The sequence below is a fragment of the Actinospica acidithermotolerans genome (assembly GCF_018139625.1).
Lineage (GTDB): Bacteria > Actinomycetota > Actinomycetes > Streptomycetales > Catenulisporaceae > Actinospica > Actinospica acidithermotolerans.
In genome coordinates, this window is record NZ_JAGSOH010000015.1 from 1 (window position 1) to 24,630 (window position 24,630).

A 24,630-nucleotide genomic window follows, 5' to 3' on the forward strand; every position below is an offset into this window, starting at 1 on the left:
GCTTGGGGCCGCCCCGGCCGTGAGGCGGCCGGGCGGCCGGCCGGCCCGGGGCCGCGGCCCTAGCGGTCGGCTATCACCGGGGCCGCCGGGGCGGGCTGGCTCGGCTGCTCGGCGGCCGGCTCGGCCTTCTCGATCCGCACCCGGGAGACGCGGCGGCCGTCCATCGACTGCACGGTGAAGCGCAGCCCGTCGTAGCCGACCTCGTCGCCCAGCGCCGGCAGCCGGCCGAGCTGCGCTATCAGGAAGCCGGCCAGCGTCTCGTACGGGCCCTCCGGCAGCGGCACGCCGACCACCTCGGCCGCGTCCTCCAGGTTGATCAGGCCGGACAGGTCCAGGCCGCCGCCGCGCAGCCGGATCACGTCGGAGCGGGCGCTGTCGTACTCGTCGCGGATGTCGCCGATGACCTCCTCGACCAGGTCCTCCAGGGTGACGATGCCGGCGGTGCCGCCGTACTCGTCGACGACGATCGCCAGGTGGAAGGAGTCGCGGCGCATCTCGGACAGCGCGTCGAGCACGTGCTTGGTGCCGGGCAGGAAGAGCGCGGGCCTGGTCAGCTCGGAGACCCGTCCGGCGTTCTCCGCGGCGTCGGGGCTCAGCAGGTCGCGCACGTGCACGAAGCCGACGACGTTGTCCGCGCTCTCGTCGATGACCGGGTAGCGCGAGTGCGGGTGGCGGCCTATCTCGGCGGCGGCCTCGGGGACCGGCGTGGCCGCGTCCAGGAAGACGACCTCGGTGCGCGGCACGAGCACCTCGCGCAGCTGCCGGTCGCCCGCGCCGAAGACCTCGTCGATCAGCCGGCGCTCGTCCGTGCTGAGCGAGGTGTTGTCGGCGACCATGCGGCGCAGCTCGGACTCGCTGACCTGCTCGCGCGCGGCGGACGGGTCGCCGCCGAACATCCGCACGACCACGTCGGTGCACACCGAGAGCAGCCAGATGACCGGGCGGCAGATCGTCGACATGCCGTTCACGAACGGGCCGACGGCGCGCGCGGTGGCCTCGATCCGCTGCATGGCCAGCCGCTTGGGCGCGAGCTCGCCGATCACCAGCGTGACGAAGGAGATCACCATGGTGACGCCGACCAGGCCGATGAATCCGGCCAGGCCGGAGCTCAGCCCGGTGGTCTCCAGAGCGCGCTTGGCGTCCTCGGAGAGCGTGGTCGCGCCGTACGCCGAGGAGAGCAGGGCGGTCAGCGTCACGCCGATCTGCACCGTGGCCAGGAAGCGGTTGGGGTCGCGGACCAGCCGCGCGACGACGGCGCCGCGGCGGCCGGACTCGGCGAGTTCCTGCACCTGGGATTCGCGCAGCGAGACCAGCGCGATCTCAGAGGCGACGAACAGCGCCTCGACCAGGATGAGGGCGAGTACGACGAGGCAGGAGGTCAGTGTCTGGTTCACCGGCTCTGCTCCTCGGCTTTCGGGAGCGAGCCGCCGGGTCTGTTGCACTCCGACGGAGGCGATGGGGCCATGGCACCAGTCTACGATGCCCGGACCTGCCGCTCGGCGGCCCGGGCACCGGGTTCACCCCCTGGTCGGCGCGGCGTGTCGGGTGACCCGTCAGCTGACGTACGACGTGGTGAGGGTGGCGCTGTCCGCGGCGAGGGCGCAGATGAAGAAGTCCTGGCTGTCGAACGTGTCCGAGTCCTGCGGGAAGAAGTACTCGGTGCCGATCGAGGACGGGGCGTCCGCGGAGATCGCGGAGGTCGCGGAGTCCGCGTCGCAGTCGGCCTTCGCCTCGGTCTGCAGGGTGCTGACGCCCGGGAAGGTGCTCTCGCTGATCTTCGGCTCCGCGTAGACCTGCGAGTCGTGCGCCTGGGTGCACGGGATGGCCTTGACCGAGGAGATGCCCGAGGTGCCGCTGGGCGAGTCGAAGCAGTCGCCGACGGCCAGGTCGGTCGCGGCGAGCGAGCCGGACTGGGTGACCTGCCCGTTGGAGTTGCGCGTCGCGTTGTCGGAGGTGGCGAAGTGGTAGATCGCGACGCCGCCGGCGATCACCAGGAAGATCACCAGCCGGCCGATCGCGCTGCGCAGGAACGCCGCCGCGACCAGGCCGCCGCGGCCGCGCTGCTTGACCGGCTGCATCGGCACGCCACCGGCGTACGGCTGCTGCTGGTAGGGGTTGCCCGCGGCGTACGGGTTCGCGTTCGGGTCCGGGTACGCGGCGGTCGGCTGGGTCGCGGGCTGGCCCCACGCGGGCGCGCCCTGCGGCTGCTGCGCGTACTGCGCGGGCTGCTGCGGAGCGACGGGCTGGACCGGCTGCTGCGGCTGGCCCTGCTGCGGGACCGGCGCGCCGAACTGCGGCGGCTGGCCGTACTGCTGCTGCCCTGGGTTCTGGTCGTACGGGCTTGACATGAGAGTCCTGCTCCCCCGGTTTAAGTTCGATGTCTTCGAACGGACCGGGCTAGACAAACGCATCCGTACGCGCTACCGCAAGCGGAGTTACCGAACCGAGAGAGAGCGCGGCCCGCCTCGGTCCGGGGAAATCCGGAGAGGCGGGCCGCGCTCACGGAACGTCAGGCCGAACCGGGGGGATCGTCAGATCAGGCCGAGCTTGACGACCTCGTCGCGCTCCGAGGCGAGCTCGGCGACGGAGGCGTCGATCCGGCCCCGGGAGAACTCGTTGACGTCCAGGCCCTGGACGATCTCGTAGTCGCCGTCCTTGGTGGTGACCGGGAAGGAGGAGACCAGGCCCTCCGGCACGCCGTAGGAGCCGTCGGACACGATGCCCATCGAGGTCCAGTCGCCGGGCGCGGTGCCGTTGAACCAGGTGTTCACGTGGTTCAGCGCGGCGGAGGCCGCGCTGGCCGCGGAGGACAGGCCGCGGGCCTCGATGATGGCGGCGCCGCGCTTGGCGACGGTCGGGATGAAGTCGCCCTCCAGCCACGCCTGGTCGTCGATGACCGCCGCCGCGCTCTTGCCGTTGATCCTGGCGTTGAACAGGTCGGGGTACTGGGTGGCGGAGTGGTTGCCCCAGATCGTCAGGTTGCTGATCTCGGTCACCGGGACGCCGGCCTTCTTGGCGACCTGGGCGACGGCGCGGTTGTGGTCGAGCCGGGTCATCGCGGTGAAGCGGGTCTTCGGCACGTCGGGGGCGTTGTTCGCGGCGATCAGCGCGTTGGTGTTCGCCGGGTTGCCGACGACCAGCACCCGGATGTCGTCCGCGGCGTGGTCGTTGATGGCGCGGCCCTGCGGCTTGAAGATGCCGCCGTTGGCGGAGAGCAGGTCGCCGCGCTCCATGCCGGCCTTCCGCGGCATCGCGCCGACCAGCAGCGCCACGTTGGCGCCGTCGAAGGCGGTCTTCAGGTCGTCGGTGATCTCGATCCCGCGCAGCAGCGGGAACGCGCAGTCGTCGAGCTCCATCGCGGTGCCCTCGGCGGCCTTGAGCGCCGGGGTGATCTCGAGCAGGCGCAGGCTGACCGGGACGTCCGGGCCGAGCAGGTGGCCGGACGCGATCCGGAACAGCAGCGAGTAACCGATCTGGCCGGCCGCGCCGGTCACCGTGACGTTGACGGGGGTGCGAGTCATGTCGTGACGCCTTCTTCTGCTTCGAAGTCCAGGGGCTTTGGCGGGGTTTCCCGCCGGTAACGTTACTCTGCCGCGACCTCCGGTACGGCCCGGGACGGCTGTGAGACTGACGACAGAGCGGCGCCGCGCTCATCGCCCGCGAAATGACGCGGTGGATACGCCCGCGTGCGGATAGCATCAGGCCTCCGCAGGACTTCGGGAATCCCACACTGGAGGTCGCGTGCGCTTCGCGCTGCTCGGTCCGCTCTCGGTGCACGTTGGATCCGGCGAGATATCCGTGGCCGGACGGCTGCGGCGCACACTGCTCGCGGCGCTGCTCTTGGAGGCGGGCACGCCGGTGTCGACCGACCGGCTCGCCGCGCTGCTGTGGGGAGAAGAGGCGTCCGGCTCGTCGGCGCCGACGGCGTTGCACGTTCAGGTGATGCGGCTGCGTCACGCGCTCGGCGACGGGGAGCAGGAGCGGGTGCGCGCGGTGCCTCCCGGCTATCTGATCCAGGTGGAGCCCGGCGAGCTCGACCTGCACGTGTTCGCCGAGGAGTACGCGGCGGGCCGGCGGAAGCTGGGCGAGCAGGCGTGGGCGGAGGCGGCGAAGCGGTTCGGCGCGGCGCTGGAACTCTGGCGGGGTCGTCCGCTTGCGGATATACCCGCGCTCGCGGACGACGCACGGGTGCGCGAGCTGGAGGAGACCTACGTCCAGGCCTTGCAGGGCCGGATCGAGGCCGAGCTGAACCTTGGGCGGCACCATGAACTCGCCGACGAACTGGCCGCGCTCATTCGAGAGCACCCGCGCAACGAGACGTTCCACCGGCAGCTGATGCTCGCGTTGCACCGCGCCGGGCGATCCGGCGAAGCGGTCGGCGCCTACGACGCATATGAGAGGTCGCTGCTCGACGAGCTCGGCCTCGAACCGTCCGCCGAGCTCGCGGAGCTGCGCGAGGCTGTCGTCCGCGACGATGCCTCGCTCGCGCTTCGGCCGAACCCCGACGCGCCGCGTCAACTGCCCGCCGACACGCGCCTGTTCACCGGCCGGGCCGCCGAGACGGCCGAGCTCGTCGCCGCGGCCGAGAAGTCCCCGGGCACGCTGGTGATCTCCGCGCTCGACGGCCTCGGCGGCATCGGCAAGACCACGCTCGCCGTGCACGCCGCGCACCGCCTCGCCGACCGCTTCCCGGACGGCCAGCTGTTCATCGACCTGCGCGGGCACTCGGCGGGCACCGAACCCGTCTCGCCGGGGGACGCGCTGGCCTACCTGCTGCGCTCGCTCGGCGTGCCGCCGCGGGGCGTGCCGGACGAGGTGCCGGAGCGCTCGGCACTCTACCGGAGCAAGCTCGCCGACAGCAGGACCCTGATCGTGCTGGACAACGCGGCGAGCCCGGAGCAGGTCCGTCCGCTGCTGCCGGGCGCCCCCGGCTGCCTCGTGCTGATCACCAGCCGCAACCGGATGACGGGCCTCGAGCACGCCGAGGCGATGACCGTGGACGTGCTGAGCGAGGCTGAGTCGCTGGCCCTGCTCGCCGTCGTCGCCGGTCCGCGGCGTGCGCTGACCGACTCTCCCGCCGTGCGCGAAGTGGCAGCGTTGTGCGGGCACCTCCCGCTCGCCTTGCGCATCGTCGCGGCACGGCTGCGGCATCAGGACACGTTGACGGTCGAGAGCCTGGTCGAAGAGCTCGCTGACGAGGATCGACGGCTCGGCGGCCTCTCCGACGGCGAGCGCGATCTGCGGTCGGTGTTCGACTCCTCGCTCGCCGCGCTGCCCGCGCCGGAGCGCGACCTGCTGGTCCTGCTGGGCCAGATCACCGGCCCGGACGTCGACGTCTACGGCGCCGCGAACCTGGCGGACCTCGACCTGGCGACGGCCCGGCGTCTGCTGGACGCCTTGGTCGAGCACAATCTGCTGATCCGGCAGGCGGATCGCTACGGCCTGCACGATCTCGTGCGCTCGTATGTCCGTACCCTGATGGACCGGACCGGCGTCCGGGCGCGCGCCGCGCGGGAGCGGCTGCTCGACTACTACCAGCACACGGCGTGGATCGGCGCCATGCAGCAGGCAGCCGGGGTCCGGTGGCGCGCCCTTGCCTTCCCCGAGCCGTCGGGCCCGGTCCCCGAACTGCCGGACGTATCGGGCTCGCTGTCCTGGTTCCGGGCGGAGCGGGCGAACCTGCTCGCCGCCGTCTCGGACGCCGGCATACCGCCGGAGCGGCGCATCGACCTGACCTCGGCGCTCGCGGGCTACCTGCTGCAGGACGGCCCGTGGTCGCAGACCGCTCAGTTGCACGAGACCGCCGCGCGGATCGCCGAGGGGCTCGACGAGCCGCTCGCGCTGGCCGCCGCGCTGTGCAATCTGAGCCAGATCCTCCGTCAGATCGGGCGGAGCAGGTTCGACGAGGCCGTGGAATCGGCCGAGCGGGCGCTGCGGATCTGCCGCGAGCTCGGGCACCGACGCGGCGAGGCCGACGCGCTCTACCGGCTCGGGCAGATCTCCTACAACCAGGGCAGGCCAGCGGACACGGTCGCGACGCACATGCTGGCGCTGCCGATCGCTCAGGAGACCGGCGACCGGTATGCGGAGGCGCAGATCAGGCTGGCATTGGGCCAGAGCTGCGACCTGCTCGGCAAGCACGAGGAATCCCGCGTGCACCACGACATGTCCGTGCGGATCCTGCGCGAGCTCGGCCTTCCGCACATGGAAGCGCTGGCGCTCAGCTCGTCCACCCGCAAGCTGATCAGCGAGGGCGAATTCGCGGTCGCGGCCGAGAACTGCCGACGCGGCCTGGCCATCGGCCGCGAATACGGCCACCGCCAGGTCGAGGCGAGCTTCCTGACGAACCTGGGCTGGATCCTCGGCATGACCGGCCGGCACGAGCAGGCTCACGCGGAATTCCGCAACGCGCTCCGGATCTACGAGGAGCTCGGCTACGAGACCGGCGTGACGATGGTGCTGGCCTTTCTCGGCCCGTCCCGAACCAACGCCGGCGACCCGGTCTCCGCGATCGGGTACCTCGAACGCGGCTACTCGGACACCGACGTCGCCGCGGCGGGCGCCCACCTCTATACGCAGGTCGAGCTGATGCGCGAGCTCGGCTACGCGCGCTACCTGACCGGCGATCCCCGGGGCCTGCCGCTGCTGGAGCGGGCCTTGGAGACGTACCGCGGGCCCCTGGACGACGATCAGGGCATGGGCGCGACGCTGAACCGCCTGGGCGCCGTCGCCCTCGACCAGGGCGAGACCGAGATCGCGATCGACCGCTTCGAGCAGGCGCTGCGACTCACCCGAACGGCGGGTATGCCGATCGACCAGGCTCACGCCCTGGACGGCCTGGCGCGCTGCCGGGAACGGCTCGGGGAGCGCGATTCGGCGCGGGAGAACCTGCGGGAGGCCGCGGAGCTCTACCGCCGGATGGGCGCCTTCGAGCTGGCCGACGCGGAGCGGCGTCTCGCGGCGCCAGGCGGCTGAGCCCCGGTACGCCGCGGGCCCGGGACTGAGGTATCTTGATGTCGAGAAAATAGCGAAGTCCTCAGCCGAGCGGAGCACCCGGTGACCGATTCGACCATCATCTACACGCACACCGACGAGGCGCCCGCGCTGGCGACGTACTCGTTCCTGCCGATCATCCAGGCCTACGCCTCGACCGCCGGGATCGCCGTGGAGACGCGCGACATCTCGCTGGCCGGACGCATCCTGGCGGTGTTCCCGGAGTACCTGACCGAGGACCAGCGGATCGGCGACGCGCTCACCGAGCTCGGCGAGCTGGCCACCACCCCCGGCGCGAACATCATCAAGCTGCCGAACATCTCCGCCTCGGTGCCGCAGCTCAAGGCCGCGGTCGCCGAGCTGCAGGGCCAGGGGTACGCGCTCCCGGACTACCCGGACGAGCCGAAGACCGACGAGGAGCGCGACGTTCGCGCCCGCTACGACAAGGTCAAGGGCAGCGCGGTGAACCCGGTGCTGCGCGAGGGCAACTCGGACCGCCGCGCCCCCGCCTCGGTGAAGAACTACGCGAAGACCCACCCGCACCGCATGGGCGCCTGGTCGGCCGACTCGAAGACCGAGGTCGCGACGATGGGCGCGAACGACTTCCGGTCCACCGAGAAGTCCGCCACGCTGTCCGCCGCGGGCACCCTGCGCATCGAGCACGTCGCGACCGACGGCGCGGTGACCGTGCTCAAGCCGAGCGTGCCGGTGCTCGAGGGCGAGGTCGTGGACGCATCCGTGCTGCACGTCGGCGCGCTGGAGACCTTCCTCGGCGAGCAGATCGCCCGCGCCAAGGCCGAGGGCGTGCTCTTCTCCGTGCACCTGAAGGCCACCATGATGAAGGTCTCCGACCCGATCATCTTCGGCCACGTGGTGCGCGCCTTCTTCCCGAAGACCTTCGCCGCGTACGGCGCCGACCTCGCCGCCGCGGGCCTGAGCCCGAACGACGGCCTCGGCGGCATCCTCAACGGCCTGGCCGCGCTGCCGAACGGCGAGGAGATCAAGGCCTCGTTCGACGCCGAGCTCGCGGCCGGCCCGGCGCTGGCGATGGTCGACTCCGACCGCGGCATCACCAACCTGCACGTGCCCAGCGACGTGATCGTGGACGCCTCGATGCCCGCGATGATCCGCACCTCCGGCCACATGTGGGGCCCGGACGGCAAGGAGGCGGACACCATCGCCGTCCTGCCGGACAGCAGCTACTCCGGCGTCTACCAGGCCGTCATCGAGGACTGCAAGGCGCACGGCGCCTACGACCCGGCCACCATGGGCTCGGTGCCGAACGTCGGCCTGATGGCGCAGAAGGCCGAGGAGTACGGCAGCCACGACAAGACCTTCGAGATCGCCGCGGCCGGCACCGTCCGCGTCGTCGACGGCTCCGGCGCCGTGGTGCTCGAGCAGCCGGTCGAGGCCGGGGACATCTTCCGGATGTGCCAGACCAAGGACCTGCCGATCCGCGACTGGGTCAAGCTGGCCGTCACCCGCGCCCGCGCCACCGGCGACCCGGCGGTGTTCTGGCTGGACGCCACCCGCGCGCACGATGCCGAGCTGATCAAGAAGATCGAGGCGTACCTGCCGGAGCACGACACCGACGGGCTGACCGTCAAGGTGCTCTCCCCGGTCGAGGCGACGAAGTTCTCGGTCGAGCGCATCCGCCGCGGCGAGAACACCATCTCGGTCACCGGCAACGTGCTGCGCGACTACCTGACCGACCTGTTCCCGATCCTGGAGCTCGGCACCAGCGCCAAGATGCTCTCCGTCGTCCCGCTGATGAACGGCGGCGGCCTGTTCGAGACCGGCGCCGGCGGCTCCGCGCCCAAGCACGTGCAGCAGCTGGTCAAGGAGAACTACCTGCGCTGGGACAGCCTGGGCGAGTTCCTGGCGCTGGCGGTCAGCTTCGAGCAGTTCGCCACCACCGTCGGCAACGCCCGCGCGCAGGTCCTCGCGGACACCCTGGACCGGGCCACCGCGACGTTCCTGAACGAGGACAAGTCGCCCAGCCGCAGGCTCGGCGGGATCGACAACCGCGGCTCGCACTTCTACCTGGCGCTGTACTGGGCCAAGGAGCTCGCCGCGCAGACCGCGGACGCCGAGCTCGCGGCCGCCTTCGCCGACCTGGCGAAGACCCTCGCCGAGCAGGAGAAGACGATCGTCGACGAGCTGATCGCCGTCCAGGGCACGCCGGTCGACCTCGGCGGCTACTACCAGCCCGACCCGGCGAAGGCGAGCAGGGCGATGCGCCCCTCGGCCACCTTCAACCAGGCGCTGGAGCTGCTCGCGAAGTAGGCCTCGCCGACAGGCGGGCCCCGCGGCGCGGCACGAGCGCTTTCGAGAACGGCCCTCGACCCGGGTGTGCGGACCCGGGCCGAGGGCCGTTCGTTCTCGAACCCGCTCCGCGGTGGCCGCGCCTGGCCGCTCGACGGCCTCGGGGCCGGTCTGCGGGAGGGCTTCAGTCGCTCGGCGGGACGGTGCCGGCCGGCGGGCTCGGGTCAGTCGGCCGGCCGGCCTCAGTTGGTCAGCGGGACGACCGAGAGAACCAGCATCACCAGGCCGAGCAGGCCCATGGTGACCACGTCCGCGCCGCGGCCGCGGATCGCCAGCAGCCCGGCGCGCGGGGTGGGCAGCGCGAACCTCAGCCCGGAGCCGAGCAGCAGCGCGCAGCCCAGGATGAGCACGCCGTGCTGCAGATTGCCGAGCGCGATCAGCGCCACTGCGGCGAGGGCCACCGCGAACACGGTGGCGAAGGGCCACTCACGCCGTACGTCCATACCTCCATGGAACCACGCTTCCGGGCCTCGTGCGGAACGCTGCCGAGAGGCGGACGATTCATCGTGCCCTTATCCTGCTGTCCGAGAGGAGGCACACATGGGTGCGAACATCCCGCCGGTCGGTGCGGCGGAACCGGAACGCAAGCGCGACCCGGGGCTGGCGGGGCGGCTGGCCTCGCCGAAGGTCTTCATCGGCGGCCTCGTCACGATCGCGGCCGTCTGGTTCATCATCGCCAACAACGCGCAGGTCCGGATCCACCTGTGGGTGACCTGGGTCAGCGCGCCGCTGTGGCTGGTGCTGCTGCTGGTCTTCCTGGCCGGGGGCCTGGTCGGCTTCCTGGCCGGCCGCCGCAAGCGCAACCGCAAGCCGAAGCGCGACTAGCGGGGCGCGAGCCGTCGCGAAACGATCCGCGAAGTGCGTCGCGAAGCGATCAGCGAAGTGGGTCGCGGGGCGATCCGCGCAGTGCGTCGCGGGGCGGCGCTCCGGCTCGTGCGGTTCGGAATACGGACCGCGCGATACCGGTCCCGAACGGCCGGCGGCTCTCGCGGCTCAGCGGGCGCGGGGCGCCGCGCCAGGGGCGCGCGACGTGCGCCGTGACGCCCGGATGGCTACGACGGCGGACGTCGGGCGCCGTATGCACCGTGGTACTGCGGCGCCTTGTGATCTACCGTGAAGGTCACCGGCGGGCAGGCTCGGTACCCACACGCAGTGAGTCCACGTCTGGTGAGGTGCATCCGTGGTCCCCGATCGTCATTCACCCGTACAGCGCAAGACCGTCCGAAATCCGGAGCTCTGCTCGATCCGCGTCTTCTGCGGGGACTGCAATTGCGGATGCCCCGAACTCTTCCTCGATCCCGAGGCCGACCTACCCCGCCGGATCGTGCTCGCCGACGACTTCGGGCAGCGCGTGCAGATGTCCGTGGAGCAGCTCGAAGAGCTGGTCAGCGACGCGAAGTCGGGTCTGCTCGACGAGCTGATCCGGCGGGCCACGGCCGGCCGCGGCCGCTCCTGACACGGCATGGGATGCCCGCCCCGGCGTGGCCGCGCGTCCGCCACGCCGTGTGCATCCGGTAACGCAGTGGCCTCCCGTACCACCCTCGAACGTGGCAGTCTGGGACAGGTGACGGGAGAAAAGAAGAAGAATCCGGCGGCCCACGACGCCACCGCCGGCACCGCGGCCCCTGCCGAGCGCACCGACCGCGCCGCGTTCGAAGGCCTGCTCGGCGGCTCGTGCCACGATCCGCACGCGCTGCTCGGCGCGCACCCGGCGGGAGAGGACTCCCGCGTCATCAGGGTGCTGCGGCCGTTCGCCGAGGGCGTGCGGGTGGTCCAGGCGGACGGCGAGTACGCGCTGCGGGACCAGGGCGAGGGACTGTTCGCGGGAGTCGTGCCCGGGCGTCCGGACGAGGCCTACCGGCTGCGCGTCGACTACGGCGAGACGGTGCACGAGCAGGACGACGCGTACCGCTTCCTGCCGCTGCCCGGCGAGGTCGACCTGCACCTGATCGGCGAGGGCCGGCACGAGCAGCTGTGGGAGGTGCTCGGCGCGCACGTGCGCACGGCCACCGCCCCGGACGGCACCGAGGTCGAGGGCACCGGCTTCGCGGTCTGGGCGCCGAACGCCCAGGGCGTCCGCGTGATCGGCGACTTCAACTACTGGGACGGCACCGGCTACCCGATGCGCTCGCTCGGCTCCAGCGGAGTCTGGGAGCTGTTCGTGCCGGGCATCGGCGCCGGGCAGCGGTACAAGTACGAGATCCTCGGCCGGGACGGGGTCTGGCGGCAGAAGGCCGACCCGCTCGCGCAGCAGACCGAGTGCCCGCCGGACACCGCGTCGGTGATCAGCGAGTCGCGCTACGAGTGGGGCGACGAGGAGTGGCTCAAGCGCCGCGCCGAGTCCGACCCGTACCGCGAGCCGCAGTCCGTGTACGAGCTGCACCTCGCCTCCTGGCGGCCCGGCCTGACCTACCGCGGCCTGGCCGAGCAGCTGCCGCCCTACCTCAACGAGCTCGGATTCACCCATGTCGAGTTCCTGCCGCCGACCGAGCACCCCTTCGGCGGCTCGTGGGGATACCAGGTCTCTTCGTACTTCGCGCCCACCGCGCGGCTCGGCGGCCCCGACGACTTCAGGGCCCTGATCGACGCGCTGCACGCGGCCGGGATCGGCGTGATCGTGGACTGGGTGCCGGCGCACTTCCCGAAGGACTCCTGGGCGCTGGCCCAGTTCGACGGGACGAACCTGTACGAGCACCCGGACCCGTGGCGCGGCGAGCACCCGGACTGGGGCACGCTCGTGTTCGACTTCGGCCGCCGCGAGGTGCGCAACTTCCTGCTCGCCTCCGCGCTGTACTGGTGCGAGCAGATGCACATCGACGGCCTGCGCGTCGACGCCGTCGCCTCGATGCTCTACCTCGACTACTCGCGGCCCGCGGGCTCCTGGCACCCGAACGCGTTCGGCGGCCGGGAGAACCTGGAGGCGGTCTCCTTCCTGCAGGAGCTGACCGCGACCGTCTTCAAGCGGGTGCCCGGCGTGCTCATGTACGCCGAGGAGTCCACCGCGTGGCCCGGCGTGACCAAGCCGACCGACAGCGACGGCCTCGGCTTCGGCTTCAAGTGGAACATGGGCTGGATGCACGACACGCTCGGCTACCTGGGCGAGGAGCCGATCAACCGCAGGTACCACCACCACCGGATGACGTTCTCGCTGGTCTACGCGTTCACCGAGAACTTCATCCTGCCGCTCAGCCACGACGAGGTCGTGCACGGCAAGCGCTCGCTGCTCAACAAGATGCCCGGCGACCGCTGGCAGCAGTTCGCGAATCTCAGGGCGCTGCTGGCCTACATGTGGGCGCACCCCGGCAAGCAGCTGCTGTTCTCCGGCGGCGAGTTCGCCCAGAGCGACGAGTGGTCCGAGCAGCACGGCCTCGACTGGTGGCTGCTCGACCACGCCGAGCACCGCGGCGTGTTCAAGACCGTCCAGGACCTGAACGCCGCGTACAAGGACCGCCCCGCCCTCTGGCAGCAGGACTTCGACCCGGCCGGCTTCACCTGGCTCTCCTCCGACGACGCCGACCACAACGTCTTCGCGTTCACCCGGTGGTCGGCCGACGGCAAGCCGCTCGTCTGCGTGGCCAACTTCGCCGGCAACCCCTGGGAGGACTTCCGCCTCCCGCTCCCCCTCCCCTACGACCGCGCCGCCCGCTGGACCGAGGTCCTCAACACCGACGCCCAGACCTACGGCGGCAGCGGTGTGGGCAACATGGGCACCGTGCACGCCATCGACGAGCCGATGTGGGGCCAGCCCGCCCACGCCGCCCTGCGCCTGCCGCCGCTGGGCGTGCTGTGGCTGGAGCCTGAGTAGACCGGCTGATCGGTGGGGGTGGAGGTCGGGGCCGACGACGGCTTGCGGGTTCGTCGTCGGCCCCACCTGTTTCGCCGATGCTCCGCTGCGCTCCGCGTCCGCGACTACGTCCGGGGACGATTAGTAGCCTCACTCCTCTCATGAGGACTTCTCCCGCAGGCGTGTAGTCCTGCACGCACAGGCTCGCGTCCTGGAATACGAGAAGGCACACGATGTGCGACCTCGTGATGCCGGGCGCAACGGCGTCCGGACCGGAAAGTGGGGGCCATGGGGGACCATGACGCATTCTTCGTCGGGCTCATCGAGTCCCGGTACAACGCGCTGGTCCGCAGCGCCTACCTGTTGACCGGCAACGTGGATTCGGCGCGGGACCTGGTGCAGGCAGCGTTGACCAAGGCCTACGCCAAGCGCGTCGGGATGCGTGATCCCGGCGCGATGGAGGGTTACGTGCGCCGCACCATCGTCAACCTGCACATCAGTTCGTGGCGTCGACACCGCGGGCGCGAGGCCACGGTCGCCCAGCCGCCAGAGCCGGTCTCGCGCCGCGTCGCAGGCGAACCGGAGCCGGCCCCCCTGGCCGACCAGGTGGCCGCGCAGGTGGACCTCTGGCGCGCACTCCAGACCCTGACACCACGTCAGCGCACCGCCGTCGTCCTGCGGTACTTCGAGGACCTGCCCGTCGCCGAGGTCGCCCGGCTCATGGACTGCGGGGAGCAGAGCGTGAAGACGCACACCGCGCGCGCCCTGGCGAATCTGCGCGACCGACTGGGCGCGCACGAGGTCAGCCGGATCGAATCGGCGAGAGCTGCGAAGGCGTCCGCGGGAGTCAACATTCTGAAGGAGGCCGAGGCCGCATGAACGAGCGCAGCGAGCACAGCGAGCACCACGAGCAGGCCGTCTTCGTCACCGACCCGTCCGGCCCGGGTGAGACCGGACTCGAGCAAGCCGTGCGGGCGACGCTGGAGCAGCACGCGGCGTGCATTGCGTTGCAGGATCCGCCTGCCGCACGACTTCTCAAGCGCGGCCGGGATCGTCGCCGCAGGCGCGACGCGCTGCGCGTCACCGGCGTGCTGGCGATGGTGTGCGCGGGCGTGCTCGGCATCCACTCGGTGAGCGCGGCCGGGTCGGGCAGAGCTACTGCGGCGACGCCGCAGGTCGTCGGGGTGACCACGCGGCCGACCGGGAGCGCGAGCGCGGCGGCCGGCTATCACGCGATGTTGCCGAGGAACTGGAAGCCCGGCGCCAAGCTGCCGCTGAGCACCTACTCCTCGGTGCCGCGCTGGGTGACGGCGACGAACGCGGCCACCGAACTCGGCGGCGACAAGGCGAAGGGCCATCACGTCAACCTGGGCATGAGCCCCGACCCGACCACCTGTCTCACCCTCGGGTCCAACCCGATCGTGTGGCCCGAGGGCTATTACGCCGAGGGGACCCCCCTGGTGGTGTTCGACCCCAAGGGGCGGCCCGTGTACGTCGTGGACCAGGGCCTGACCGGTGTGGACGGACCGGCCGAACTCGGCTTCGGCGACGGGCTGCATCTTCTGCCCGGGCTCGACGTGAGCCACTGCACGGCCGAGGCGGCCAACGGGATGGAGCCGTACGCGCTAGCCATGATCTTCCCGGACACGCCACACCAGTGAGCACCGCGCTCAAGGCGAGCGATCCATCACAGCGCCGACGTCGCGAACGACGCGCCGTGACCCGAATCGCGGCCTGGCTTCTGGGTATCGCACTCCTCGCCTTCGCGACGTTCGCGATCTACTTCATCGCGGCGGTGATGTACGCCGCGGCAACGGCAAGTCGCTGAACAGCCCGGCCCGCGCCGCGGAACGCAGGGGCGACGACCGGCTGCGGCCGGTCGCCGACCCTCAGCGCACTTACCGCGGGGCGGCCGCGGCCCTCTCCGCCGCCTCGACCACGTTCGTCAGCAGCAGGGCCCTGGTCATCGGGCCGACGCCGCCGGGGTTCGGGGACAGGAAGCCGGCGACCTCGGCGACCTCGGGGTGGACGTCGCCGGTGAGCTTGCCGTCGACGTGGGAGACGCCCACGTCGAGGACGGCTGCGCCGGGCTTGACCATGCCGGGGGTGATCATGTGCGGGACGCCCGCGGCGGCCACGACGATGTCGGCGCGCTTGACGTGGGCGGCGAGGTCGCGGGTGCCGGTGTGGCAGAGCGTCACGGTGGCGTTCTCGCTCTTGCGGCTGAGGATCAGGCCGAGGGGGCGGCCGACCGTGGTGCCGCGGCCGATGACGACCACTTCGGCGCCGTCGAGTTCCACGCCGAAGCGGCGCAGCAGGACCACGCAGCCCCAGGGGGTGCACGGAAGCGGGGTGGGCTCGCCGAGCACGAGCTTCCCCAGGCTGAGCGGGTGCAGGCCGTCGGCGTCCTTGGCCTGGTCGACCCGCTCGAGTACGCGGTACTCGTCCAGGCCCTTGGGCAGCGGCAACTGCACCAGGTACGCGTGGCACGCCGGGTTCTCGTTGAGCTCCCTGACCGCGGCCTCGACCTCGGCCTGGGTCGCGGTGGCGGGCAGCCTGCGGTCGATCGAGTCGATGCCGATCAGACCGCTGTCACGGTGCTTCATCGACACGTACGCGTGCGAACCCGGGTCGTCGCCGACGAGGATGGTGCCCAGGCCCGGGGTGACGCCCCGCTCCTTGAGCCCGGCCACGCGCTCGGCGAGGTCGGCCCGGATCTCCTTGGCCGTGGCCCAGCCGTCCAATACGGTCGCTGTCATGGTGTCATCCTCGCATTTGCTCTACGCTCATTCGGTGATCAGCCGAAATCCAAGGGCGTCATCTAATTCTTCAGATTCCGAAGGGTGAGGATCAGGTGTCCGAGCAGTGGGGGCAGCAGCCGCAGGACCAGCCGGATCAAGGTCAGACCCAAGCGCAGTTCCCGCAGTACTCTGAGCAGCAGTACCCGTCGGCGCCGCCGCTCGGGGGAGGCTTCGGCGGCGCTCCGGGCTACGGCGTTCCCGGGCAGCCCTACGGGCCGCCGCGTAACAGCAAGCTCGCCATCGCGTCGCTGATCCTCGGCATCGTCTCGCTCCCGCTGGTGCTGATCGCCGTCATCGGCCCGATCGCCGCGTTCGTCGGGCTGGTGCTCGGCGTCATCGGCATCGCGGGCGCGTCGCGCAAGAACCTCAAGCGCGGCGTCGGCATCGCCGGGATCGTGCTGAGCCTGATCGGGCTGATCGGCGGCGGCCTGGTGACCACCGTCGAGCTGCACGCGGTCAACGCCTGCAAGTCGATCGACAGCAAGACCGATCCGACGGCGTACAACGACTGCGTCCGGCACAACCTGAAGTTCTAGGCCGGAGGCTGCGGTGCCGTGCCTTGCCTGGCCCGGCGCTTCGCGGCGGCGGCCCGATCGCGGATCGGGCCGCCGCCGCGCTTCGGGTCAGTGCGCGAAGTGCCGCGTGCCCGTCAGGTACATCGTCACGCCGGCCGCGTCGGCGGCCGCGATCGAGTCGGCGTCGCGCACGGAGCCGCCGGGCTGGACGACCGCGCGCACCCCCGCGTCGATCAGCACCTGCAGGCCGTCGGCGAACGGGAAGTAGGCGTCCGAGGCGACGACCGAGCCCGCCGCCCGCTCGCCGGCCCTGGCCACCGCCAGGCGGGCCGAGTCGACCCGGTTCACCTGGCCCATGCCGACGCCGACCGAGGCCTGCCCCGCGGCCAGCAGGATCGCGTTGGACTTGACCGCGCGCACCGCCCGCCAGGCGAAGGCCAGGTCGGCCAGCACCTCGTCGGACGCCGCCGGGCCCGCGGCGAGCTGCCAGGCCTCGGGCGCGTCGCCGGGCGCCTGGTAGAGGTCGCCCTGCTGCACCAGCAGGCCGCCGCAGATCTGCCGGAACTCGACGTGCCGGCGGGCCCGGGCCGGGGTGCGCAGCAGCCGGATGTTCTTGCGGGCGGCCAGGATCTCGACGGCGCCGTCCTCGTACTCGGGGGCGATCAGCACCTCGGTGAACACCTCGGCGACCTGGCGCGCCATCTCGACGCTGACCGGCCGGTTCACGGCGATGACCCCGCCGAACGCGGAGACCGGGTCGCAGGCGTGCGCCTTGCGGTGCGCGTCGGCGATGTCCACGCCGGAGACCGCGATGCCGCACGGGTTCGCGTGCTTCATGATCGCGACGCACGGCTCCTCGAAGTCGTACGCGGCCCGCAGCGCGGCGTCGGAGTCGACGTAGTTGTTGAACGACATCTCCTTGCCGTGCAGCTGCTCGGCCTCGGCGAGCGTGCCGGCGCTGTGCTGCGCGAGGTAGAGCGCCGCACCCTGGTGCGGGTTCTCGCCGTAGCGCAGCACCGAGGAGCGCACGTACGGCATCGCCAGGAACTCGGGGAACGGCGAGTCGTCGGCGGGCGCGTAGTCCCGGGCGAACCAGGAGGCGACGGCCGCGTCGTACGCCGCGGTGTGCGCGAAGGCCTCGGCGGCCAGCCGCTTGCGCTGGGCCAGGGTGAAGCCGCCATCGGCCGAGTTCGCGGTGGCCAGCACGTCGGCGTAGCGCTCGGGGTTGACCACGACCGCGACGCTCGGGTGGTTCTTCGCGGCGGCGCGGACCATGGACGGCCCGCCGATGTCGATCTGCTCCACGCACTCGTCCGGGGCGGCGCCGGAGGCGACCGTCTGGGTGAACGGGTAGAGGTTGACCACGACCAGGTCGAAGGGCTCGACGCCGAGCTCCTCGAGCTGCGCGACGTGCTCGGGCAGCCGGCGGTCGGCGAGGATGCCGGCGTGCACCTTCGGGTGCAGCGTCTTGACCCGGCCGTCCAGGCACTCGGGGAAGCCGGTGAGCTCGGCGACCTCGGTGACCGGCACGCCCGCCTCGCGGATCCGCGCGGCCGTGCTGCCGGTGGAGACGATGGCGACGCCGGCCGCGTGCAGGCCGGTGGCCAGCTCGGCCAGGCCGGTCTTGTCGTAGACGCTGACCAGCGCCCGGCGGATCCTCACGGCCTGCTCTGCGTTGTTCTCGGTCATTTCACGGTCACCTTTCGCTCCGCGTCGATGGTCCAGCCGCCGCGGGCCATCCGGCCCACGTAGTCCACGAGCAGCGCGCGTTCCGCGACCTTGATGCGCTCGTGCAGGGAGTTCTCGTCGTCGTCCGCCTCCACGGGGACCGCGCTCTGCGCGATCACCGGGCCGTCGTCCACGCCCTCGGTCACCGCGAACAGCGTGCAGCCGGTGACCTTCACGCCGTACGCGAGCGCGTCGCGCGCCGCGTGCATGCCGGGGAAGGAGGGCAGCAGGGCCGGGTGCGTGTTCACCACCCGGCCGGGGAACGCGGCGAGGAAGTCGGGGCCGAGCAGCTTCATGAACCCGGCGCTGACCACCAGGTCGGGCTCGTAGCCGGCGACGGTGTCGCGGATCGCCAGGTCCCAGGCCCGGCGGTCCGGGTGGTCCTTGACCCGGTGGACGAAGGTGGGCACGCCCGCGCCCTCGGCCCTGGCCAGGCCTTGGATCGCGTCCCGGTCGGCCCCGACGGCGACGACCCGCGCGCCGTACGCGGGGTCCCGGCTCGCGTCGAGCAGAGCTTGGAGGTTGGTTCCCGAGCCGGAGACCAGCACGACGAGGCGCGCCGGCGCATGGCCGGGTAAGAGGTCCAGAGTGGAGGCCACGACCGCGGCTCCCTTTCTGTGAGATTCTGGCTGCAGAATTCGAACCGCGTCGTCCGTCCGGACGGTGTGTAACGGGCGGGACGCGGATTCGCGGCCAACGATATCTATGGATACCGTGAGAGGGCCAATCAGCGACTGACGACGATATGACGACGGAACCTGAGGAGAACGTGACCGACGCCTCGCCCAGCCAGACCGAGCCGGACAGCGGACTCGAGCCGTCGGGCGAGGGCCCCGGCGACGCTGCGCACGACGGCGCCCCGAAGCCCCCGCGCTGGTCGGACAGCCAGCCGGCGCCCGCGCCGTGGTTCGTCGGCCAGCCCGGCGGCGGTCCGCAGGCGCCTGCGCAGGCGGGCTGGGGCGTGGCGATGCCCCCGCAGCAGCCGATGCCCCCGCAGCAGCCCGCGCCGCCGCGCGAGTCGTCCGCGGCGCCGGGCGCGTCGCAGGATGCTCCGGCGCAGCACGCTCCGTCGCAGGACACGGATTCGGCGGACGCGCAGGCTTCGGCGGGCCCTGAGGATCAGTCCCCTGAGGCGCAGGGCGCTGCGGAGCCGCAGCAGCCGCCGATCGCGCCGCCGCCGCAGGGCCCGTACGGCCAGCCGCTGCCGCCGCCGATGCCGCCGTGGCACGGGCCGAGCCCGTACGGCCCGCCGCAGCACCGGCAGCAGCCCCCGCCGAACCGGCAGGACGATCCGTGGCAGCGGCAGCGCCAGCCGCGTCCGCCGGCCGAGGAGGACAAGCGCGCGCCGCTGGACCTGCGCACCCGCTGGGCCCGCGGCCTGGCGCTCGGCGCGATCGCCTGCACGATGGCGTCGATCTGGTACAGCGTCTCGAACTTCCCGACCTGGATGGTCGGGGCCGGGGCCGGGCTCGTGCTCGGCCTGGTCGGCCTGTGGCTCGGCGTGTTCGCGCAGCGCGCGGCGCTGGCGCGCAACAAGCGCGCGCCGGAGGCCGTCGGCGCGATCGTGTGGAGCTCGATCGCGGCGCTGCTCTCGCTGATGATCCTGGCGTTCTCGCTGATCTTCTACACGCAGCTCTCGCAGCTCTCGACCTGCCTGCGCTCGGCGACCACGATCTCCGCGCAGAACCAGTGCGAGACGAGCTTCCAGCACGATTTCGGGACCAGAGGCTGATGTACGCGGCCGGGGCGCCGTCGCCGAACCGGCTCGTGCGCCTCGCGCCGCGCCGGATGCCGGGGCGGCTGCGCTCGTGCGCCGCACGCCTCGGCCTGGCGGCGGCCTGCTCGCTCGGCGCCGCCTGGATCCACGAGCACCACGATCCGGGTGCGCTCTGCCCGCTGCGCCGGCTGACCGGCGTCCCGTGCCCGATGTGCGGGTCGACGACGGTGTTCATGGAGGCCGGCGCCGGGCACTGGACCGCGGCGCTGATGGCCAACCCGGTCACCGTGCTCGCGTTCATCGTCTTCCTCGCCGCGCCGCTCGCGCTCGTCGACCCGGTCGCGTCCTGGGCGAGCCTGCCCGCGCGGCGGCGCAACGCGCTGCTCGGCGTCGTGCTGGCGATCTCCTGGGCGTGGCAGCTGCACCGCTTCGGCTTCCTCCTCGGCGGCACGCGGTTGGAGTAGCCCGAGAGGCGGAACGCCCGCGCTCGTCACATGATCTGTTTGACGGACGGACAGATCTGGGAGGCCACGGTGAGCACGCCCGAGAACCCGAGTTCGCAGGACCCGCGACCGCCCGAGGAGCAGCGGTCCGAGGCGGCCGGCCAGGGCGGGGTCACGCCTGAGGACGCGCTGCGCGAACTGCACCAGCAGCCGCGGGTGGACGAGCAGGGCAATCCGACGGCGTTCACCGCGGTGCCGCCGCCGCTCAACCAGCAGCTGGGCCGGCCGGGACAGCATCCCGGTCCCCAGCAGCCGTGGGAGCCGCCGCCCGAGGGCGCTCAGCAGCAGCAACAGCAGCCCTACGGCCAGCAGTTCCAGCAGCCGCAGTACGGCCAGCCGCAGCAGCCCTCGTACGCGCAGCAGCAGCAACCCGGCTACGGCCAGCAGGGGCAGGGCGGCCAGTCCGGCTACGGCCAGCAGGCGCAGGGCGGGCAGCCCGGCTACGGCGAGCAGAGCCAGGGCGGGCAGCCCGGCTACGGCGAGCAGGGGCAGGGCGGGCAGCCCGGCTACGGACAGGGCCGGCAGGAACCGCAGCAGCCCTACGACCAGCCTCCGCCGCCGTACGGCCAGCAGGCTCCGTACGGCCAGCAGCAGCCGGGCTACGGCTATCCCCCGCCACCCGGCTATCCGCAGTACAGCGGTCAGCAGCAGCCCTACGGCGCCGAGGCGCTGCCGCCGGGGATGCCGCCGTTCGCCTCCTGGGGTCAGCGCGCCGGCGCGTGGATCATCGACAACCTGCTCGCGGTCATCGGAGGCTGGCTGACCGAGATCGCCTACTACGACTGGGGCGGCGGGCCGCGGGCGGTCGGCCTGGTGATCCTGGTCGTCGGACTGGTGTGGTCGATCTACAACGCGTACCTGGCCGGGAAGACCGGGCAGTCCACCGGGAAGCGGATGACCGGGATCCGGCTCGCGCGCTTCCGGGACGGGCAGGTGGTGGGTCCGGCGTACGGACTGCTGCGGCTGTTCATGAACGGGGTCTTCTGGGCGATCTGCGCGATCCCCGGGGTGCTCAACTACCTGTGGCCGCTGTGGGACCGGAAATCGCAGACCTGGAGCGACAAGATCGCGTCCTCGGTGGTGGTCCAGGCCAGGTGAACGCGCGGTTGGCGTTGACCACGATCAGGTGACAAGTACGGACCCGGGGTTACCTGACGTCCCATCGTCGGATAAATTGCGGAACCATGTCCGACCCCTCTTCCGAGTCCGCCAACGCGCCGTCCGACGCGCCCTCCGACGCGCAGTCAGCGCAGCCGGCGCCGCAGGCCGAGCCGACCCAGTGGGCGATTCCCACCCTGGGGAATCAGAACCCGAGCACCGAATCGGCACCGGAGCCGGCGGCCGCGCAGCCGTCGTCCGCGCAGGCCGAGCCGACGCAGTGGGCGATCCCGACGCTGGGCGGCCAGCCGGGCGCCGCTCCGCGGCCCGGCGCGGGCGACGCGCCGAGCCCCGCCGAGCCGACCAGGCTGACCTGGGGTCCGGGCCACGAGGGGACGGGCGCGCCGCAGCCGGCTCAGAACCCGCAGTTCGGTGCGCCGCAGCAGGGACAGCAGCAGTTCGGCGCGCCGGGGCAGCAGCCGCAGCAGGGCCAGAACCCGCAGTTCGGTGCGCCGCAGGGGCAGCAGCCGGGTCAGCCGCAGTTCGGACAGCAGCCGGGTCAGCTGCCCGGCCAGCAGAACCAGTTCGGCGTACCGCCGCAGGGGCAGAACCCTCAGTTCGGCGCCCCGCAGCAGGGACAGCAGCAGTTCGGCGCTCCCGGCCAGCAGCCGCAGTACGGCCAGCCCGGCCAGCCGCAGTACGGTCAGCAGCCGGGTCAGAACCCGCAGTTCGGCGTGCCGCCGCAGGGTCAGCAGCCGCAGTACGGCGCCCCGCAGCAGGCGCCGTACGGTCAGCCGCAGCAGCCGTACGGCCAGCCGGGCCAGCCGCAGTACGGCCAGCAGCCCGCGTTCGGCGCCCCGCAGCAGCAGGGCCAGCCGCAGTACGGCGCCCCGCAGGGACAGCAGCAGTTCGGCGCTCCCGGCCAGCAGCCGCAGTACGGCCAGCCCGGCCAGCCGCAGTACGGTCAGCAGACCTCGAGCACGCCGCCCGGCGGCTCGCCGACCTCGGCCCCGGCGACGCCGTGGGGTGCGCCGCAGGACCAGCAGCAGGGACAGCCGCAATACGGCATCCCGCAGCAGGGACAGCCGCAGTTCGGACAGCCCGGACCGCAGCAGCAGTACGGCCAGCCGGGGCAGCCGCAGTTCGGCGGACCGCAGGGACAGCCGCAATACGGGGCCCCTGGCCAGTACGGCGCCCCCCAGCAGGGCTACCCGGGCATGCCACAGGGCGCGTACGCGGGCGTGCCCGGCGCCGGTGCGGGGTCAGGCGCCCTCGCCAGCTGGGGGCAGCGGTTCGCCGCCGGGCTCATCGACTACGTCGCCCTGATGATCCCCTTCTGGATCTGCTACGCCTACTACGTCAGCGGCCTGCTCACTCCCATCACCGTCGACCCCACCACCGGTACCACCAGCGGCGGCCCCTCCGGCGGCGCCGTCATCGCCCTGCTCCTCGGCATGGTCTACATCATCGCCATCGGGCTCTGGAACGCCCACAAGCAGGGCACCACCGGCCAGTCCGTCGGCAAGGGCGTCATGCACATCCGGGTAATTCGGGAGGCTGACGGTCAGGTCACCGGCTTCGGCGGGGCCATCGGCCGGTACTTCTGCCACATCCTCGAGTTCGGCATCGGCTACTTCGCCCCGCTCTGGGACGCCAAGAACCAGACCTTCGCCGACAAGATCGTCCACACGGTCGTCGTCCAGGCCTGACGACGCCGGCACCACCCGCTCATCGCGCCCGCGCAGCCGTTCGGCCAGCGCGGGCGCCACGTACCAGGCCCCGAACGTGGCGGCGGCGGCCAGCAGCACCTCCGCGGACACGAGCGCGCCGACGAGCCACGCCGTCGAGCCGACCACGGACATCGCGCCGAAGGCCACCGGGCCGCCCGCGTACATCTCGGCCACGGCCAGGATCAGCCCGGCCGCCGCCGCCATCGCCGCGGTCGCGGTGATCCGGTCGGGCCACGACGCGGCCCGCCGCCCGACCAGCAGCGCGCCGAGCGCTCCGGCCGCCGCGGGCACGAGCAGGAGTGCGAGCCAGCCCATCGCAGGCTGCTGGGACGCCGGGGTCGCGGAGAGCAGCGGAAGGCCCGGCAGCGGGCCGCGCACCACGGAGAACAGCGATACGTCCGTGCCGGTGCCGAGTGCGAACCCGGGCCCCGCGAGCACGCCGATCACCCACAGCACCGCGTTCGGCACCAACGCGACGTCGATCAGGAACAGGCCGGCCTCGCCGGCCGGTCCCGCGCCGATCTGCTGCTGCGCCGTCAGTGCCGCGTCGGCGTGCGTGACGACGAGGGACGCCGCGAGCAAGGCCGCCGCCCCGAGGTAGACGCAGAGCGCGGCCGCCGTCCCGCGCGCGGCCGCCGGAAGCCACGGTGCTTCCGTACGCGGCAGCAGCTCCCTGATCGACCCGGCCGCGCCCGCCGCGTGGCCCGCGAGCGCGATTCCGGCGGGATACAGCAGCACCTGCGCGTACTCGGGAGTCAGGCCGTCGCCGGTCGCGCCCGCCGCGATGATGCATGCGCACGCCGCGTATCCCACCGCCGCGCCGACCGACGCCCGTACCGCGAAGCCGGGCACCTTCCGCGCTGTCCGCTGCCCCGCGGCGTACAGGCCGACCACCGGCAGCAGCGTGAATCCCAGGGGGCTGAGACCGAAGGGGCCGTCCGGGGCGTGGAGCATCACGTGATGCGCCGCCAGCCAGAGCTCGGCGCTCACCCGCAGCGGGATCGACGGGTCCGAGCCGGCGGGCGCCGCCGTGGCCCACAGCAGCAGCGTGAGCGACGCGGCGACCAGCCAGCCGCCCGCCGCCACCACCGCCGCCGCGCGCACGCCGGAGAGGTACGCGGAGCCGTTCTCGGCGAAGTCCCGGCGCACCCGCGAGGGCAGCGCCCGCACGGTCTCCGGGAGCGGCGGGAGCTGGGCGAGCTGATCGGCGATCAGCCGCGCGAGAGGCGGCCGGGCCCGGCCCGGCCCGAGCTCCTCCGGCTCGGCCGCGGACCCGGCGGCCGCTTGTTCGGTCTCGGCCATCCCCCCATGCTGGCGCGGGCGCCCGCGCGGCCGGGAAAGGCTCGCCAGCTCGTCACTCTAAAGAGAAAACGAGCTCCCTGCCCGCGTAACGGGCAGGGAGCTCACGTAAGCACCCGGCTGCGAAAGTCGACCGT

Annotated in this window: 21 protein-coding genes and 1 pseudogene; 13 read left to right on the forward strand and 9 right to left on the reverse strand. The window is 72.3% G+C overall.

Translation table 11 applies throughout. From position 1 onward, the window contains the following. Positions 1–59: 59 nt before the first annotated feature. From KDK95_RS08070 to KDK95_RS08080, 3 genes are all read right to left on the reverse strand, one after another. Positions 60–1,394 (reverse strand): hemolysin family protein, encoded by a 1,335-nt coding sequence (locus KDK95_RS08070; protein WP_307844267.1) that lies wholly within the window; start codon positions 1,392–1,394, stop codon positions 60–62. Between the two features lie 159 nt (positions 1,395–1,553). After that, entirely contained in the window at positions 1,554–2,348 is a 795-nt protein-coding gene (locus KDK95_RS08075) for a hypothetical protein (RefSeq protein WP_212517407.1), read from the reverse strand. A 183-nt stretch (positions 2,349–2,531) separates the two neighbouring features. Beyond that, positions 2,532–3,521, reverse strand: a complete 990-nt coding sequence (locus KDK95_RS08080; RefSeq protein WP_212517408.1) for a malate dehydrogenase — start codon at positions 3,519–3,521, stop codon at positions 2,532–2,534. Between the two features lie 220 nt (positions 3,522–3,741). Between KDK95_RS08080 and KDK95_RS08085 the strand changes: the two genes are divergently transcribed. Both KDK95_RS08085 and KDK95_RS08090 read left to right on the forward strand, forming a co-directional pair. After that, positions 3,742–6,975, forward strand: coding sequence for an AfsR/SARP family transcriptional regulator (locus tag KDK95_RS08085; protein ID WP_212517409.1), 3,234 nt, complete (start codon positions 3,742–3,744; stop codon positions 6,973–6,975). An 81-nt stretch (positions 6,976–7,056) separates the two neighbouring features. Next, positions 7,057–9,279, forward strand: coding sequence for an NADP-dependent isocitrate dehydrogenase (locus KDK95_RS08090; RefSeq protein ID WP_212517410.1), 2,223 nt, complete (start codon positions 7,057–7,059; stop codon positions 9,277–9,279). 221 nt (positions 9,280–9,500) lie between these two features. Here the strand turns inward: KDK95_RS08090 and KDK95_RS08095 are convergent, their stop codons facing one another. Continuing rightward, positions 9,501–9,761: a DUF3017 domain-containing protein gene (locus tag KDK95_RS08095; protein ID WP_212517411.1), complete on the reverse strand. Its 261-nt coding sequence runs from the start codon at positions 9,759–9,761 to the stop codon at positions 9,501–9,503. Positions 9,762–9,858: 97 nt separating this feature from the next. Between KDK95_RS08095 and KDK95_RS08100 the strand changes: the two genes are divergently transcribed. The 6 genes from KDK95_RS08100 to KDK95_RS08125 all read left to right on the forward strand — a co-directional run bounded on the left by KDK95_RS08100 (position 9,859) and on the right by KDK95_RS08125 (position 14,930). Further along, positions 9,859–10,143, forward strand: coding sequence for a lipopolysaccharide assembly protein LapA domain-containing protein (locus KDK95_RS08100; protein ID WP_212517412.1), 285 nt, complete (start codon positions 9,859–9,861; stop codon positions 10,141–10,143). A 355-nt stretch (positions 10,144–10,498) separates the two neighbouring features. After that, entirely contained in the window at positions 10,499–10,774 is a 276-nt protein-coding gene (locus tag KDK95_RS08105) for a hypothetical protein (RefSeq protein WP_212517413.1), read from the forward strand. A gap of 108 nt (positions 10,775–10,882) precedes the next feature. Next, positions 10,883–13,123 (forward strand): 1,4-alpha-glucan branching protein GlgB, encoded by a 2,241-nt coding sequence (gene glgB, locus KDK95_RS08110; protein WP_307844269.1) that lies wholly within the window; start codon positions 10,883–10,885, stop codon positions 13,121–13,123. 267 nt (positions 13,124–13,390) lie between these two features. Continuing rightward, positions 13,391–13,981, forward strand: a complete 591-nt coding sequence (locus KDK95_RS08115) for a SigE family RNA polymerase sigma factor (protein ID WP_212517415.1) — start codon at positions 13,391–13,393, stop codon at positions 13,979–13,981. Beyond that, entirely contained in the window at positions 13,978–14,763 is a 786-nt protein-coding gene (locus KDK95_RS08120) for a hypothetical protein (protein ID WP_212517416.1), read from the forward strand. The genes KDK95_RS08115 and KDK95_RS08120 overlap by 4 nt, the downstream gene beginning before the upstream one ends. Beyond that, positions 14,760–14,930, forward strand: a complete 171-nt coding sequence (locus KDK95_RS08125; RefSeq protein ID WP_212517417.1) for a hypothetical protein — start codon at positions 14,760–14,762, stop codon at positions 14,928–14,930. Before KDK95_RS08120 ends, KDK95_RS08125 begins: the two co-directional genes overlap by 4 nt. 70 nt (positions 14,931–15,000) lie before the next feature. On the opposite strand, the gene KDK95_RS08130 is transcribed toward KDK95_RS08125, so the two are convergent. Next, on the reverse strand, positions 15,001–15,861 hold the full coding sequence (locus KDK95_RS08130; protein ID WP_212517418.1) for a bifunctional methylenetetrahydrofolate dehydrogenase/methenyltetrahydrofolate cyclohydrolase: 861 nt from the start codon (positions 15,859–15,861) through the stop codon (positions 15,001–15,003). 95 nt (positions 15,862–15,956) lie between these two features. On the opposite strand from KDK95_RS08130, the gene KDK95_RS08135 reads away from it, so the two are divergent. After that, complete coding sequence (locus KDK95_RS08135; RefSeq protein ID WP_212517419.1) at positions 15,957–16,439, forward strand: DUF4190 domain-containing protein; 483 nt, start codon at positions 15,957–15,959, stop codon at positions 16,437–16,439. An 87-nt stretch (positions 16,440–16,526) separates the two neighbouring features. On the opposite strand, the gene purH is transcribed toward KDK95_RS08135, so the two are convergent. Together purH and purN are read right to left on the reverse strand one after the other, a co-directional pair. After that, complete coding sequence (gene purH, locus KDK95_RS08140; protein ID WP_212517420.1) at positions 16,527–18,107, reverse strand: bifunctional phosphoribosylaminoimidazolecarboxamide formyltransferase/IMP cyclohydrolase; 1,581 nt, start codon at positions 18,105–18,107, stop codon at positions 16,527–16,529. Next, entirely contained in the window at positions 18,104–18,745 is a 642-nt protein-coding gene (gene purN, locus KDK95_RS35640; protein ID WP_307844270.1) for a phosphoribosylglycinamide formyltransferase, read from the reverse strand. The genes purH and purN overlap by 4 nt, the downstream gene beginning before the upstream one ends. A gap of 146 nt (positions 18,746–18,891) precedes the next feature. Between purN and KDK95_RS35645 the strand changes: the two genes are divergently transcribed. The 3 genes from KDK95_RS35645 to KDK95_RS08150 are packed head-to-tail and all read left to right on the forward strand — an operon-like array spanning position 18,892 to position 21,464. After that, on the forward strand, positions 18,892–19,878 hold the full coding sequence (locus KDK95_RS35645) for a hypothetical protein (protein ID WP_249160650.1): 987 nt from the start codon (positions 18,892–18,894) through the stop codon (positions 19,876–19,878). Then, positions 19,878–20,327, forward strand: coding sequence for a DUF2752 domain-containing protein (locus tag KDK95_RS35650; RefSeq protein ID WP_249160652.1), 450 nt, complete (start codon positions 19,878–19,880; stop codon positions 20,325–20,327). Before KDK95_RS35645 ends, KDK95_RS35650 begins: the two co-directional genes overlap by 1 nt. 39 nt (positions 20,328–20,366) lie before the next feature. After that, positions 20,367–21,464: an RDD family protein gene (locus KDK95_RS08150; RefSeq protein WP_212517421.1), complete on the forward strand. Its 1,098-nt coding sequence runs from the start codon at positions 20,367–20,369 to the stop codon at positions 21,462–21,464. A gap of 146 nt (positions 21,465–21,610) precedes the next feature. Here the strand turns inward: KDK95_RS08150 and KDK95_RS35655 are convergent, their stop codons facing one another. Next, the gene (locus KDK95_RS35655) at positions 21,611–22,633 is read right to left on the reverse strand and encodes a hypothetical protein (protein ID WP_249160654.1); all 1,023 of its coding nucleotides are present in this window, start codon (positions 22,631–22,633) and stop codon (positions 21,611–21,613) included. Positions 22,634–22,789: 156 nt separating this feature from the next. Here KDK95_RS35655 and KDK95_RS38170 point away from each other — a divergent pair, with 156 nt between their 5' ends. Next, complete coding sequence (locus KDK95_RS38170; protein WP_372463286.1) at positions 22,790–23,173, forward strand: RDD family protein; 384 nt, start codon at positions 22,790–22,792, stop codon at positions 23,171–23,173. Positions 23,174–23,263: 90 nt separating this feature from the next. On the opposite strand, the pseudogene KDK95_RS35660 reads toward KDK95_RS38170, so the two are convergent. Further along, positions 23,264–24,496: pseudogene (locus KDK95_RS35660) on the reverse strand (cell division protein PerM); the annotation flags it as partial. Between the last annotated feature and the right edge of the window lie 134 nt (positions 24,497–24,630).